General features: G+C 60.4%; 14 protein-coding genes. All 14 read left to right on the top strand.

Annotated features, from left to right (window positions below):
• Positions 1–32: 32 nt before the first annotated feature.
• The 14 genes from GNZ13_RS07660 (at position 33) to atpA (ending at position 13,695) form a co-directional block, all read left to right on the top strand.
• Entirely contained in the window at positions 33–1,088 is a 1,056-nt protein-coding gene (locus GNZ13_RS07660; protein WP_172161995.1) for a branched-chain amino acid ABC transporter permease, read from the top strand.
• Between the two features lie 4 nt (positions 1,089–1,092).
• Positions 1,093–2,877: a branched-chain amino acid ABC transporter ATP-binding protein/permease gene (locus tag GNZ13_RS07655; RefSeq protein WP_172161993.1), complete on the top strand. Its 1,785-nt coding sequence runs from the start codon at positions 1,093–1,095 to the stop codon at positions 2,875–2,877.
• Positions 2,878–2,888: 11 nt separating this feature from the next.
• Positions 2,889–3,641, top strand: coding sequence for an ABC transporter ATP-binding protein (locus GNZ13_RS07650; protein ID WP_172161980.1), 753 nt, complete (start codon positions 2,889–2,891; stop codon positions 3,639–3,641).
• Positions 3,642–3,816: 175 nt separating this feature from the next.
• Positions 3,817–5,775: a tRNA uridine-5-carboxymethylaminomethyl(34) synthesis enzyme MnmG gene (gene mnmG / locus GNZ13_RS07645; protein WP_172161978.1), complete on the top strand. Its 1,959-nt coding sequence runs from the start codon at positions 3,817–3,819 to the stop codon at positions 5,773–5,775.
• Complete coding sequence (gene rsmG, locus GNZ13_RS07640; protein WP_172161976.1) at positions 5,772–6,455, top strand: 16S rRNA (guanine(527)-N(7))-methyltransferase RsmG; 684 nt, start codon at positions 5,772–5,774, stop codon at positions 6,453–6,455. The genes mnmG and rsmG overlap by 4 nt, the downstream gene beginning before the upstream one ends.
• 93 nt (positions 6,456–6,548) lie before the next feature.
• Positions 6,549–7,340 (top strand): ParA family protein, encoded by a 792-nt coding sequence (locus tag GNZ13_RS07635; RefSeq protein WP_172161974.1) that lies wholly within the window; start codon positions 6,549–6,551, stop codon positions 7,338–7,340.
• A gap of 18 nt (positions 7,341–7,358) precedes the next feature.
• Positions 7,359–8,246 (top strand): ParB/RepB/Spo0J family partition protein, encoded by an 888-nt coding sequence (locus GNZ13_RS07630; protein WP_172161972.1) that lies wholly within the window; start codon positions 7,359–7,361, stop codon positions 8,244–8,246.
• Between the two features lie 31 nt (positions 8,247–8,277).
• Positions 8,278–8,421, top strand: a complete 144-nt coding sequence (locus GNZ13_RS07625; RefSeq protein WP_172161970.1) for a hypothetical protein — start codon at positions 8,278–8,280, stop codon at positions 8,419–8,421.
• Positions 8,422–9,022: 601 nt separating this feature from the next.
• A complete protein-coding gene (locus GNZ13_RS07620) occupies positions 9,023–9,568 on the top strand; it encodes an ATP synthase subunit I (protein WP_154558725.1) in 546 nt (181 codons plus the stop codon).
• Between the two features lie 161 nt (positions 9,569–9,729).
• Positions 9,730–10,581 carry a F0F1 ATP synthase subunit A gene (atpB, locus tag GNZ13_RS07615; protein WP_172161968.1) on the top strand — a complete coding sequence of 284 codons (852 nt, stop codon included), beginning with the start codon at positions 9,730–9,732 and terminating at the stop codon, positions 10,579–10,581.
• Between the two features lie 93 nt (positions 10,582–10,674).
• The gene (gene atpE, locus GNZ13_RS07610) at positions 10,675–10,944 is read left to right on the top strand and encodes a F0F1 ATP synthase subunit C (protein WP_007180033.1); all 270 of its coding nucleotides are present in this window, start codon (positions 10,675–10,677) and stop codon (positions 10,942–10,944) included.
• A 138-nt stretch (positions 10,945–11,082) separates the two neighbouring features.
• Entirely contained in the window at positions 11,083–11,553 is a 471-nt protein-coding gene (locus GNZ13_RS07605) for a F0F1 ATP synthase subunit B (RefSeq protein ID WP_074281809.1), read from the top strand.
• A 2-nt stretch (positions 11,554–11,555) separates the two neighbouring features.
• Complete coding sequence (locus GNZ13_RS07600; RefSeq protein WP_120346434.1) at positions 11,556–12,095, top strand: F0F1 ATP synthase subunit delta; 540 nt, start codon at positions 11,556–11,558, stop codon at positions 12,093–12,095.
• Between the two features lie 58 nt (positions 12,096–12,153).
• The gene (atpA, locus tag GNZ13_RS07595; RefSeq protein WP_172161966.1) at positions 12,154–13,695 is read left to right on the top strand and encodes a F0F1 ATP synthase subunit alpha; all 1,542 of its coding nucleotides are present in this window, start codon (positions 12,154–12,156) and stop codon (positions 13,693–13,695) included.
• Positions 13,696–13,777: the final 82 nt, after the last annotated feature.

The raw sequence follows: 13,777 nt of genomic DNA, 5'->3' as shown, positions 1-13,777 counted from the left end.
GTTTCGATTTCGACGCTTCAGGACGAGGAAGTATGGATCTATCAATTGCGGCGATCCTCGCGCAGGACGGCATCACCACTGGCGCGATTTACGCGCTGCTCGCGCTCGCGCTGGTGCTGGTGTTCTCCGTGACTCGGGTGATCTTTATCCCGCAGGGGGAGTTTGTTTCGTATGGCGCGCTGACGCTCGCCGCACTGCAGACACAGAAATTTCCTGCAACGTGCTGGTTGCTGATGGCGATGGGCGCGGCGTGTTTTGTCGTCGAGGTAGCGGGGCTGGTGCGGCATCCCGAAAGACGCCGGCATGCGGCGCGCACACTAGTGATGCTGGTGAGCAAATACCTGCTGTTTCCGATCGCGGTCTACGCGCTCACACAAGGCGTTTTCCTACATCCGCTGCCGATGATCGCGCAGATCGCGCTGACACTCCTGATCGTGATTCCGATGGGGCCGTTCGTCTACCGGCTCGCGTATGAACCGATCGCGGAGGCGACCACGTTGCTGCTGTTGATCGTGGCGGTGGCGGTTCACTTTGCGATGGTCGGCCTCGGGCTCGTGATGTTCGGCGCTGAAGGTTCGCGCACCACGGCGTTCTCCGATACGACCTTCAACCTCGGCACGCTGTCGATTTCCGGGCAAAGCCTGTGGGTGGTCGGCACGGCGGTGGTGCTGATCGCTGGGCTCTATCTGTACTTCGATCGCTCGATTTCCGGCAAGGCTTTGCGCGCGACCTCGGTGAACCGGCTCGGCGCGCGGCTCGTCGGCATCGGCACGACGCAAGCAGGGCGCCTCGCGTTCACACTCGCTGCGGGGCTCGGTGCGCTGTGCGGCATCCTTGTCGCACCCTTGACCACCATCTACTACGACTCGGGCTTCCTGATCGGTTTGAAGGGCTTCGTGGGGGCGATTATCGGCGGCCTGGTCAGTTATCCGCTGGCAGCCGCAGGTTCGATCCTCGTCGGTTTGCTGGAATCGTATTCGTCGTTCTGGGCGAGCGCTTATAAGGAAGTGATCGTGTTCACGCTGATCATCCCGGTGCTGCTGTGGCGGAGTCTGGCCAGCCCGCACTCCGAAGTGGAAGAGGAGTGACACGATGAAACGGATCATGCAAAACAAGTTCTTCTGGTTGTTCCTCGTGGTGCTGTTCGCGTTGCCGGTGTTGCCGCACCCGATTCATGTACCTGAGTACTGGGTGACGCTCCTCAACTACATCGGCCTGTATTCGATCGTCGCGATCGGTCTCGTGCTGCTGACGGGTATCGGTGGGATGACGAGCTTCGGGCAGGCGGCGTTCGTTGGCATCGGCGCGTATGCGACCGCGTATCTGACAACGACGTACGGCGTGTCGCCGTGGCTCGCGCTGATCGCGGGCGTGGTGGTGACGGCGTTGATCGCGCTGATGCTGGGGCTCGTGACGATGCGGCTGTCGGGCCACTTTCTGCCGCTCGGCACGATCGCGTGGGGGCTCGCGCTGTTCTATCTGTTCGGCAACCTGGAGATGCTCGGCAAGTACGACGGCATCAACGGAATTCCGGTGCTGAATGTTTTTGGCATCAACCTGGAGTCCGGCCGCCATATCTATTACCTGATCTGGGTGGTGGTGCTCGGCGCGGTGATTTCTGTTCAAAATCTGCTTAATAGCCGGCCGGGGCGGGCGATCCACGCATTGCGCGGCGGCGGCATGATGGCCGAAGCGATGGGCGTCAATACTGGGTGGATGCGTGTGGTGATCTTCGTCTATGCCGCGGTGCTGGCGTCGATCTCAGGCTTTCTGTACGCCCATCTGCAGCGCGCGGTGAATCCGACACCGTTCGGTCTGAACCACGGCATCGAGTTTCTGTTCATGGCGGTGGTAGGAGGCGTGTCGCACGTGTGGGGCGCAGTACTTGGTGCCGCGATCCTGACCGTATTGCAGGACTATCTGCAAACGTTGCTGCCGAAGCTGCTTGGTGAGAACGGCAACTTCGAAGTGATCGTGTTCGGCATCCTGATGGTGCTGTTGCTGCAATACGCTCGCCAAGGCGTCTGGCCTTTTGTCGCGCGATTTTTCCCGAAGGGGCCGCGCGCGCATCTGTCAGATCACGCGGAGCCGCTGCCGCAGCGCAGCAAGCCGACTGCCGGTGAAGATCTGCTGACGGTGAATAAGGCGCGCAAGCAGTTCGGCGGTCTGGTCGCGGTGAACGACGTCAGCTTCGAGGTGAAAGCAGGGCAGATCATCGGTTTGATTGGCCCGAATGGCGCCGGCAAGTCGACCACCTTTAATCTGGTTACGGGCGTGCTGCAGGCGACGAGTGGCGAAATCACGTTCCGCGGCGAGCGTATCGATTCGCTGAGTTCACGTGAAATCGTCAAGCGCGGCATTGGCCGCACCTTCCAGCACGTCAAGCTGCTGCCTGGGATGACGGTGCTGGAGAACGTTGCGATCGGTGCGCATCTGCGTGGCCAGGCAGGTGTATGGCGCAGCGTTGCGCGCCTGAACAGCGCTGAAGAAGCGCGTTTGATGGCCGAGGCGGCTCGCCAGATTCGCCGAGTCGGGCTCGAGCAGCATATGTACGACGAGGCGGGCAGCCTGGCGTTGGGGCAGCAGCGGATTCTTGAAATTGCTCGGGCACTGTGCTGCGACCCGACCCTGTTGTTGCTGGACGAGCCTGCTGCCGGTCTGCGGTATCAGGAAAAACTGCAATTGGCGGACTTGCTGCGCCGCCTCAAGGCCGAAGGCATGAGTGTGTTGCTGGTCGAGCACGATATGGATTTCGTGATGAATCTCACCGATCGGCTGGTGGTAATGGAGTTCGGCACGCGGATCGCGGAAGGCTTGCCGCAGGATGTCCAGCAAGATCCGGCTGTCCTTGAGGCTTATCTGGGCGGGGTGGAGTGATGGAGAACACGATGAATGCAGCGGGTTCGATTCTTGACGTGAACGGTTTGTCGGTTCGCTATGGCAAGGTCGAAGCGCTGCACGGCGCGGCAATCAAGGTGCGGCCCGGGCAGATCGTCTCAGTGATTGGTCCGAACGGCGCGGGCAAGTCCACGTTGCTCAACGCGATCATGGGCGCCTTACCGACTACGGGCCATGCGAAAGGCTCGGTCCTTTATCAAGGTGAAGACGTCAGCGCGGTGCCGATCGAAAAGCGCGTCGCGCGCGGCATGTGCCTGGTGCCGGAAAAGCGCGAACTGTTCGCTTCGATGACTGTTGAAGACAACCTTGTCCTCGGCGCGTATCGGCGCAAGCGGGCAGGGGAGCGCAACTTTCTCGATCAACTCGAGCCGGTCTTTACGCTTTTTCCTCGCTTGAAAGAGCGCCAGAAGCAGGCGGCCGGGACTTTGTCCGGTGGCGAACGGCAGATGCTCGCAGTGGGCCGTGCGTTGATGGGCAAGCCCGATCTGTTGATGCTCGATGAGCCGAGCTTGGGTCTCGCGCCGCTGATCGTGAAGGAAATTTTTCATATCATTAGTGCGCTGCGCCAGACCGGCGTCGCGACGCTGCTGATCGAGCAGAACGCACGCGCTGCGCTGCAGATATCCGACTACGGTTACGTGCTTGAAACCGGTGAGCTGGCGCTGGAAGGGCCCGCAACTGATCTGGCGCAGAATCCGCGCGTGATCGAAACGTATCTTGGGCTGACCAAGAAAGTGGCGTAATTCTCCATTTTCGTTCAGGTCGCTGCGGTTCAGAGCGGTGTGTTTCACGTGAAACACACCGCTTTTTTCTTGTCTGGCTATTCGGCCGAAATTCGGGCCTAAACCGAACCCGTTATAATTCGCCCATACATTTTCCTTTGAAAGGCTCACGCGACGATCTGGCGTGAGATCCGCGATGCTTTTTCCCACAGAATTTGACGTAATCGTCGTTGGCGGCGGTCATGCCGGCACCGAGGCCGCTTTGGCTTCGGCACGCATGGGCAATACCACCCTCCTGCTGACGCATAACATCGAAACCCTCGGTCAGATGAGCTGCAATCCGTCCGTCGGCGGGATTGGCAAGGGCCATCTGGTGAAGGAAGTCGATGCGCTCGGCGGTGCGATGGCGGCCGCGACGGACGAGGGCGGGATCCAGTTCCGTATCCTCAATTCGTCGAAGGGGCCTGCTGTTCGCGCGACGCGCGCGCAGGCGGACCGTCTGCTGTACAAGCAGGCGATCCGGCATCGGCTGGAGAATCAGCCGAACCTGTGGCTGTTCCAGCAGGCGGTCGACGATCTGATGGTGGAAGGCGACCGGGTGGTCGGTGCCGTGACGCAGGTGGGGATTCGTTTCCGTTCGCGCGCAGTCGTGCTGACAGCGGGGACGTTCCTCGACGGCAAGATTCACGTGGGGTTGAATAACTACACCGGTGGCCGCGCCGGCGATCCGGCAGCGGTGTCGCTATCTGCCCGCCTCAAGGAATTGAAGCTACCGCAAGGCCGCCTCAAGACCGGGACGCCGCCGCGCATCGACGGTCGGACGATCGACTTTTCGAAGCTTGAAGAGCAGCCGGGCGATCTGGATCCGGTGCCGGTTTTCTCGTTTCTGGGGCGCGTCGAGCAGCATCCGCGCCAGGTGCCGTGCTGGGTTACGCATACGAATGAGCGTACGCACGACATCATCCGTGGAGGGCTGGACCGCTCGCCGATGTACACCGGCGTGATCGAAGGGGTCGGACCGCGGTATTGCCCGTCGATCGAGGACAAGATTCACCGCTTCGCGTCGAAGGAATCGCATCAGATCTTCCTCGAACCGGAAGGGCTGACAACGAACGAGTTCTATCCCAATGGGATTTCCACCAGCCTGCCGTTCGACGTGCAGCTGGAACTGGTGCGTTCGATGCGTGGTTTGGAGCACGCGCATATTCTGCGGCCGGGCTACGCGATCGAATACGACTACTTCGATCCGCGTGGGCTGAAGGCGTCGCTGGAAACCAAGGTGATCAACGGGCTGTTCTTCGCGGGCCAGATCAACGGCACAACAGGCTATGAAGAAGCTGCTGCGCAAGGTTTGCTGGCGGGGATCAACGCCGGCTTGCAGGTGCAGGGCAAGGACGCATGGTGCCCGCGCCGCGATCAGGCCTACCTGGGTGTTCTGGTCGACGATCTGGTGACGCGCGGGGTGTCCGAACCGTATCGGATGTTCACGAGCCGCGCCGAATACCGTCTGAGCCTGCGCGAAGATAACGCCGATATGCGTCTGACGGAGATCGGCCGCGAACTCGGCGTGGTCGACGACGTCCGTTGGGACGCATTCAGCCGCAAGCGCGATGCTGTTTCACGTGAAACAGAGCGCCTGCGCACGACGTGGGTCAATCCTAAGACGTTACCGGCTGAAGAAGCGACCGCATTGCTCGGCAAGCCGATCGACCACGAATACAGTTTGGCGGACCTGCTGCGCCGTCCGGGCGTGACTTACGACGGTGTCTGCGGATTGCGCGAGGGTGCATGCGCCGCGCCCGAAACGCTGGCCGAAGACGACGTTCTGCTCGCCCAGATCAAGGAGCAGATCGAGATCGGCATCAAGTATCAAGGTTATATCGACCGCCAGGCCGATGAGATCGAGCGGAATGAATCGCACGAAAGTACGCGTTTGCCGGAGGGCTTGGACTACGCCGAGGTAAGGGGGTTGTCGTTTGAAGCGCGTCAGAAGCTGACGCAATTCCGCCCCGAGACCATCGGTCAGGCGTCGCGTATCTCCGGCATTACGCCGGCCGCGATCTCCTTGCTGATGGTCCACCTGAAGCGTGGCTTGGGGCGCCGTTCGACGAAACCCGCCGAACCCGGCACCGACAGCACGCCGGTGGCGCAATGACGGTGAGTCATAAGGGAAGGGATAGCGAGGCATTGGCGCCGCTGTTAGCAAGCGGCGTTCGCGAACTCGGCCTCGATCTGAGCGACGCGCAACTCGGCAAACTGCTCGACTTTGTTGCGCTGCTGTCCAAGTGGAACGCCGTCTACAACCTGACGGCGATTCGCGATCCGCGGCAGATGCTTATCCAGCACATTCTGGATTCGCTTTCGATCGTGCCGCATCTCGCTACGCGCGGCGTTTCCTCTGTGCTGGACGTGGGTTCCGGTGGTGGTCTGCCGGGTATCGTGTTGGCTATTGTGCTGCCCGATTGGGCCGTCACCGTGAACGACATCGTTCATAAAAAGACAGCTTTTCAGGCGCAGGCTAAAGCTGAACTCGGCCTTGCGAATCTGTCGGTCGTCACGGGCCGCGTCGAGACTTTGCAGCCGGGCGCCGAAGTACCGGCAAAGTTCGACGTAATTGTGTCGCGCGCATTCGCAGAGCTCGCGGATTTCGTTACACTGGCCCGTCATCTGGTTGCGGAGCAGGGTGCGATCTGGGCGATGAAGGGAGTGCGCCCGGATGGTGAGATCGAGCGTTTGCCGGCGGGTGCCCATGTGGAGCAGATCATTCGGCTGAACGTGCCGTCGCTCGACGCGGAACGGCATTTGATCAAGGTTCTGGTGGACGCCGACAGCTGACGGCCACTGGCAGGTCCGAGGCATGCACGGCGTACTAAAAGCGTTTTCTACTTTATTCAAGCAGCTTGAAGCAGCAAAAGGGACACACCAACGATGGCAAAAATCTTCTGCGTTGCAAACCAGAAGGGCGGTGTCGGCAAGACGACGACGGCAGTCAATCTGGCCGCGAGCTTGGCAGCGCAGGGACAGCGAGTCCTTCTCATCGATCTGGACCCGCAGGGCAACGCCACGATGGGCAGCGGTGTCGACAAGGCCGCATGCGCGAACACCGTCTACGAAGTGCTCGTGGATGGTGTGTCGGTGGCAGACGCGCGAGTGCGCCCGGAAGCCGTCGGCTATGACGTGCTGCCCGCGAACCGCGAACTGGCGGGCGCCGAGGTTGAGTTGGTCAGCGTGCAGAACCGCGAGCGCCAAATGAAGATCGCCCTGGCGGCGGTCGAAAGTGAATACGAATTCGTGCTGATCGACTGCCCGCCGGCTTTGTCGCTGCTGACGCTCAACGGCTTGTGCGCCGCGCATGGCGTGGTGATCCCGATGCAGTGCGAGTACTTCGCGCTCGAGGGTCTGTCCGACCTGGTCAACACGATCAAGCAGGTGCACGCGAACCTGAATCGCGATCTGAAGGTGATCGGCCTGCTGCGCGTGATGTTCGATCCGCGCATCACATTGCAACAGCAAGTCTCGGATCAGCTGAAAGAGCACTTCGGTGACAAGGTGTTCGACGTGGTGATCCCGCGCAACGTGCGTCTTGCTGAGGCGCCTAGCTATGGGTTGCCGGGTGTCGTGTTCGATAAGGCGTCGCGCGGCGCGCAGGCGTATGTGCAGTTCGGTGCAGAGATGATTGAGCGGGTGCGCACGTTGAATGACGCGCCCCAGGCGTCCTAAGCGGATCGAGGAAGCACAATGAACGCAGTAGCAAGAAAAAAGGGATTGGGCCGCGGCCTGGAAGCATTGCTTGGTGGCAGTGCGGATATTACCGAGGCCGTGGCGATCGAGGGTGCGCCGCACGTGCTGCCGCTCAGCAAGCTGCAGGCCGGCAAGTACCAGCCGCGCACGCGCATGGACGAAGGCGCGTTGCAGGAATTGGCGGCCAGCATCCGTGCCCAGGGGCTGATGCAGCCGATCCTCGTGCGGCCGGTTTCGGCGGATAAGTACGAGATCATTGCAGGCGAGCGGCGTTTCCGCGCCGCACGCCTTGCCGGGCTCGACGAGGTACCGGTGCTGGTGAGGGACGTGCCGGACCAGGCCGCCGCGGCGATGGCGCTGATCGAAAATATCCAGCGCGAAGATCTGAATCCGCTGGAAGAGGCGCAAGGCATTCAGCGCTTGCTCGACGAGTTCAATTTCACGCACGAGCAGGCGGCTGAATCGGTGGGCCGCTCACGTAGTGCGGTATCGAATCTGCTGCGTTTGCTCAACCTGGCGGCGCCAGTGCAGACGATGTTGCTGGCCGGTGATCTCGATATGGGGCATGCACGCGCGCTACTGGCCGTCGACGCCGCGACGCAGATCACGATGGCCAACCAGGTCGTCAACAAGCGGATGTCGGTACGCGAGACCGAAAAGCTGGTGACGGCGACCACCAAGGCAGCGCCCGCAGTGAAGGCGCGGGCGAATCAGGACGGCGGCCGCGACACGCGACGACTCGAAGAGGAGTTGTCCGATCTGCTCTCCGCAACCGTGAAGATCAAGCTCGGCCGGCGCGGCCGCGGCCAGGTGCTGGTGGACTTCGGCGATCTTGACGCACTGGAAGGCATTCTTGTCCGGCTGCGCGGTAACGTTACTGTCTGATCACGGCAGGTTGAGCGTGGAGGAGTTGAACATGCTTGCGGGTGGGCTGGGTCTCACTCTTGCTCGCAAGCTGTTTGGCGTGTTTCGTGTATTTTCGGCGACGGCGACGGCGACGGCGACGGCGACGGCGACGGCGGCGCAGCGGCCGTATCTGCCGCAAGCATGGCTCGTTTGACGATCCCCCCGATTGATCGATAATCCATGTGAATTTCGGTTGGATTCCTAACTATATGTCGCGTTTAATAATAGGGATTCCGACGTATTGCTTTGCGCTGTTGCGATGGGTCGGATGCGAGGGGGCAGGGCAGGCATCGACATAAAGTGGCAGGCGCCTGACCGCACGCGGTGCCGATTGCCCGGCACGGAGCGCGACGCCCAATGTCATTTGGTCGCAATGGGCAGGGCCACGGCCCACACTCGCCGTCACGCTCCTACCCGGCGCCGTCGGTTATGTCCACCAAAGCTGGCAAAAACAGCCCTCTGTTGCATTTATGAGACGTCCGCCACAGCGTCGAAACGACGCATCCGCGCACTTCAACCTCCTCGATTCATTGCGCATGTTTTGCCGCCCCCCGACCGCCTTACATTTGCCGTGTACACGTTGCCCAAGATCACGTTCCCGCATCGTGAAGGCCGTTTTCACACTGGTTATTGAACGGCCTAAAGTCTTGAATTGCCTGCAACTATCGCTTACAATCGCCCGGATTTAATTGCACGGCAACCCCGTAAGTGCAGCGTAAGCTCGCGGGCTGGAACAAGACTTTCGGAACACTGCGATGGCGGTTAAAACGTCGAATCAAGCGCCGAAGAATGGGCGTGACGACCACCGCGCTGAACGCACCGTTTCCGATGCGTCCACCGGTCAGCACGTTACTACTGACGATGCGTGGGATGTCGAGCAACAAGATAACAATATCGTTCCGCTCACGCGGGTCGAGGCTGAAAAGCTGTTTGGCCCGAATGTGAGTCGTCCATCGCGCGTCACGCCTTTCAAGGTCGTGGTGGCGCAAATGGTTTTGTCCCTGGGTGCTACGCTGGTGTGGTGGCTGTTCTACAAGCCGCCGGGCGCTGCTGCGCTGTCCGCGTTCCTGGGGGGAGCGATTTGCTGGGTGCCGAGCGCGTTGTTCGCGGCACGTCTTAGAACGCTGAGCGGCGCCGAAACAGCGATGAGCTGGATGATCGGCGAAGCGCTCAAGATGGGGACAACGATCGCGATGTTTGTAGCCATCGCCTTCTGGTATCACGACGTACGCTGGGTGCCGCTGCTCGTGACTTACCTCATCGCGCTCAAGACTTACTGGATCGCCCTCGCGTGGCGTTAAGGTAGTAGCAGAGAGTAGCAACACAAAATTCAGGCTGGCGCGCAGCGCCGGCGTAAGGAGTGCGGATATGACACGATCCGCACCCGGCGTGTTCCCGCAATACAGAATTGTGGCGGGAACGGCCTAAGACGATTTTCGACAATTTGGGTGGCATTAACGATATGGCAGCTAGCGAAGGCACGCGCGCTCTGGATCCGTCCGAGTACATCGCGCACCACTTGCAGAACTTTTCCACCGCGCACCAGACGTCGATTTTCGACATTCACGTGTGGAATCTGGACACCCTTTTCTGGTCGATCGTTTGCGGTCTGGCCACCATCCTCATTCTGCATCTGGCAGCCCGCAAGGCAACGTCCGGTGTGCCGGGTCGTTTCCAGTGCGCGATCGAAATGCTGGTCGAGATGGTCGAAGATCAATCGAAGTCGATGATCCACGGCTCGCGCACCTTCATTGCACCGCTGGCACTGACCGTGTTCGTCTGGGTCGCGTTGATGAACTCGCTCGACTTCATCCCCGTCGACCTGCCGGGCCGCGTGATCGGCTGGCTGGGCCTCTCGGAAGTCATCCCCCATCACCGCATCGTGCCGACCGCCGACCTGAACGGCACGCTCGGCATCGCACTCGGCGTGTTCGCGCTGATGATTTACTACAACTTCAAGATCAAGGGCGCAGGCGGCTTCGTGCATGAACTGCTGTCGGCTCCGTTCGGCGCGCATCCGCTGCTGTGGATCCCGAACCTTGCATTGAACATCATCGAGTTCGTCGCAAAGACGGTTTCGCTCGGCATGCGGCTGTTCGGCAACATGTACGCGGGCGAGCTGTTGTTCCTGCTGATTGCCCTGCTCGGCAGCATGTGGGGTTTCGGCGCGGACGCGTCAGTGCTCGGCTTTATCGGCCACGTCATCGCAGGCACGGTTTGGGCGATCTTCCACATCCTGATCGTTCTGCTGCAGGCATTCATTTTCATGATGCTGACGCTGGTGTACATCGGACAGGCACACGACAGCCACTAATCGCGGCTTGTCGTACGACGAATTGTTTTTAGTTTTGTTTTATTAAATCCCAGTTCCAACCAGTTCTAAAAGACTTTTCACAAAGGAGTGATCATGCAAGCTTTCATCGCCAACATCCAGGGTCTGACCGCCATCGGTATCGGCATCATCATCGGCCTGGGTGCAATCGGCGCCTGTATCGGTATCGGCCTGATGGGCGGCAAGTACATCGAAGCATGTGCTCGTCAGCCGGAACTGATGAACCCGCTGCAAACCAAGATGTTCCTGCTGGCTGGTCTGATCGATGCGGCGTTCCTGATTGGCGTTGGTGTGGCAATGCTGTTCGCGTTCGCGAACCCGCTGCTGTCGAAGCTGGCAGGCTGAGGTTCCTCGGAAGTTTGCGCCTGAGCTATAACTGGTAAAGGCGCAGGGCGGAACGGGCACTTGGGCGCTGATCGAATACAGAATCGATGAGCGCCTTGCCGTTTCACTTTCCGAACTAGCAACGTTTAAGGAAACACCGTGAATCTCAACGCAACCCTGTTTGCGCAAATGGTCGTGTTCCTGATCCTCGCGTGGTTCACGATGAAGTTCGTGTGGCCGCCGTTGATCAACGCCCTCGACGAGCGCTCGAAGAAGATCGCTGACGGTTTGTCGGCTGCTGAAAAGGGCAAGGCGGAACTCGAAGCCGCCCACAAGCGCGTCGACCAGGAACTCGCTCAGGCACGCAATGACGGTCAGCAACGTATTGCTGACGCCGAAAAGCGCGCAGTGACAGTCGCTGACGAAATCAAGGCTCAAGCACAAGCTGAAGCCGCTCGCATCATCGCGCAAGCGAAGGCCGACGCGGACCAGCAAGTCGTGAAGGCTCGCGAAACGCTGCGCGGCGAAGTTGCTGCACTCGCCGTGAAGGGCGCTGAACAGATCCTGAAGCGCGAAGTCGACCAGGCAGCTCACGCTGACCTGCTGAATCAACTGAAAGCCGAGCTCTGATCATGGCCGAACTTGCAACCATCGCCCGTCCTTACGCAGAAGCGCTGTTTGGCGTGGCCGAAGCTGGTGACATCGCCGCCTGGTCCACGCTCGTGCAGGAGCTGGCACAGGTTGCGCGTCTGCCCGAAGTGCTGTCGATCGCCTCGAGCCCGAAAGTAAGCCGCGCCCAGGTCAGCGAATTGCTGCTGGCCGCGGTCAAGTCGCCGCTCAAGGACAACGCGCAAGCGAAGAATTTGGTGCAAATGCTGGTGGATAACCATCGCCTGCAATTGTTGCCGGAAATTGCTGTGCAGTTCGAAGAGTTGAAGAACGCCCGCGAAGGGGCGGCAGATGTGCTGATCGTCAGCGCATTCCCGCTCGAAGGCGCGCAGTTGAACGAACTCGTCGCAAGTCTCGAACGCAAATTCAAGCGCAAGCTGAAGCCGACGGTCGAAGTCGACTCGTCGCTCATCGGCGGCGTGCGCGTGACGGTCGGCGACGAAGTGCTCGATACCTCGGTCCGCGCGCGGCTTGCCAGCATGCAGACGGCTCTGACGGCCTGAAGCGCCCGAGGCGCTTTAGCGGCTGGCACGCAACAGAATTGACTATCAGGAGCGAATAATGCAACTCAATCCCTCTGAGATCAGCGAGCTGATCAAGAGCAGGATCCAGGGCCTTGAAGCGAGCGCAGACGTTCGCAACCAGGGCACCGTGATCTCCGTGACCGACGGTATCGTGCGTATCCACGGCCTGTCGGAAGTGATGCAGGGCGAAATGCTCGAATTCCCGGGCAACACCTTCGGTCTCGCACTGAACCTCGAGCGCGACTCGGTCGGCGCCGTGATTCTGGGTGAGTACGAACACATTTCGGAAGGCGACATCGTCAAGACAACGGGCCGCATTCTCGAAGTGCCGGTGGGTCCGGAACTGCTCGGACGCGTGGTCGATGCACTCGGCAACCCGATCGACGGCAAGGGCCCGATCAACGCGAAGAAAACCGACGCAATCGAAAAGATTGCTCCGGGCGTGATCTGGCGTAAGTCGGTTTCGGAACCGGTCCAAACCGGTCTGAAGTCGATCGACGCGATGGTGCCGGTTGGCCGTGGCCAGCGAGAGCTGATCATTGGCGACCGCCAGTGCGGCAAGACCGCAGTCGCAGTCGACACGATCATCAACCAGAAGGGCAAGAACCTCTTCTGTATCTACGTCGCGATCGGCCAGAAGGCTTCGTCGATCATGAACGTGGTGCGCAAGCTGGAAGAAACCGGCGCGATGGAATACACGATCGTGGTCGCCGCTTCGGCTTCGGAATCGGCGGCAATGCAATACCTCGCACCGTACGCCGGCTGCTCGATGGGCGAATACTTCCGTGACCGCGGTCAAGACGCCCTGATCGTTTATGACGATTTGACCAAGCAAGCTTGGGCATACCGTCAGATCTCGCTGCTGCTGCGCCGCCCGCCGGGCCGCGAAGCTTACCCGGGCGACGTGTTCTATCTGCACTCGCGTCTGCTGGAGCGTGCTGCTCGCGTCTCGGAAGAGTACGTCGAGAAGTTCACGAACGGCGAAGTGAAGGGCAAGAGCGGTTCGCTGACGGCACTGCCGGTCATTGAAACGCAAGCAGGCGACGTGACCGCATTCGTTCCGACGAACGTGATCTCGATTACCGACGGCCAGATCTTCCTGGAAACCGACCTCTTCAACGCAGGTATCCGCCCGGCAATTAACGCCGGTGTGTCGGTGTCGCGCGTGGGTGGTGCGGCCCAAACCAAGGTCGTGAAGAAGCTGTCGGGCGGTATCCGTACCGACCTCGCACAGTACCGTGAACTGGCTGCGTTCGCGCAGTTCGCATCGGACCTCGACGAAGCGACCCGCAAGCAACTGGAGCGCGGCCGCCGCGTGACGGAACTGCTGAAGCAGCCGCAGTATCAGCCGCTGCAAGTGTGGGAACTGGCTGTCGCGCTGTTCGCCGCGAACAACGGCTACCTCGACGATCTGGAAGTTTCGCAAGTGCTGCCGTTCGAAAAGGGCCTGCGTGACTACCTGAAGTCGAAGCACGCTGACCTGGTCAAGCGCATCGAAGATACCAAGGAACTCTCGAAGGACGACGAGGCCCTGCTGCATACGGCTCTCAAAGCCTTCAAGAAGTCCGGCGCTTATTGATCCGCGAGTGATCCGCAAGGCATAAACGGACCTTGAAGCGGCGCGGGCCGCAGGCAACTGAACCCGCGCTGCTTCGATCGCT

This window comes from Paraburkholderia elongata, from assembly GCF_013177735.1.
GTDB lineage: Bacteria > Pseudomonadota > Gammaproteobacteria > Burkholderiales > Burkholderiaceae > Paraburkholderia > Paraburkholderia elongata.
The sequence above is the reverse complement of the archived record's forward strand: the minus strand, read 5'-3'. Positions and strand labels throughout refer to the sequence as shown.

What these genes read in the sequence shown, in the direction of transcription:
- GNZ13_RS07660 (WP_172161995.1), top strand. Translation starts at nt 33, where the DNA reads ATGGATCTATCAATTGCGGCGATCCTCGCGCAGGACGGCATCACCACT.
- GNZ13_RS07655 (WP_172161993.1), top strand. Translation starts at nt 1,093, where the DNA reads ATGAAACGGATCATGCAAAACAAGTTCTTCTGGTTGTTCCTCGTGGTG.
- GNZ13_RS07650 (WP_172161980.1), top strand. Translation starts at nt 2,889, where the DNA reads ATGAATGCAGCGGGTTCGATTCTTGACGTGAACGGTTTGTCGGTTCGC.
- mnmG (WP_172161978.1), top strand. Translation starts at nt 3,817, where the DNA reads ATGCTTTTTCCCACAGAATTTGACGTAATCGTCGTTGGCGGCGGTCAT.
- rsmG (WP_172161976.1), top strand. Translation starts at nt 5,772, where the DNA reads ATGACGGTGAGTCATAAGGGAAGGGATAGCGAGGCATTGGCGCCGCTG.
- GNZ13_RS07635 (WP_172161974.1), top strand. Translation starts at nt 6,549, where the DNA reads ATGGCAAAAATCTTCTGCGTTGCAAACCAGAAGGGCGGTGTCGGCAAG.
- GNZ13_RS07630 (WP_172161972.1), top strand. Translation starts at nt 7,359, where the DNA reads ATGAACGCAGTAGCAAGAAAAAAGGGATTGGGCCGCGGCCTGGAAGCA.
- GNZ13_RS07625 (WP_172161970.1), top strand. Translation starts at nt 8,278, where the DNA reads ATGCTTGCGGGTGGGCTGGGTCTCACTCTTGCTCGCAAGCTGTTTGGC.
- GNZ13_RS07620 (WP_154558725.1), top strand. Translation starts at nt 9,023, where the DNA reads ATGGCGGTTAAAACGTCGAATCAAGCGCCGAAGAATGGGCGTGACGAC.
- atpB (WP_172161968.1), top strand. Translation starts at nt 9,730, where the DNA reads ATGGCAGCTAGCGAAGGCACGCGCGCTCTGGATCCGTCCGAGTACATC.
- atpE (WP_007180033.1), top strand. Translation starts at nt 10,675, where the DNA reads ATGCAAGCTTTCATCGCCAACATCCAGGGTCTGACCGCCATCGGTATC.
- GNZ13_RS07600 (WP_120346434.1), top strand. Translation starts at nt 11,556, where the DNA reads ATGGCCGAACTTGCAACCATCGCCCGTCCTTACGCAGAAGCGCTGTTT.
- atpA (WP_172161966.1), top strand. Translation starts at nt 12,154, where the DNA reads ATGCAACTCAATCCCTCTGAGATCAGCGAGCTGATCAAGAGCAGGATC.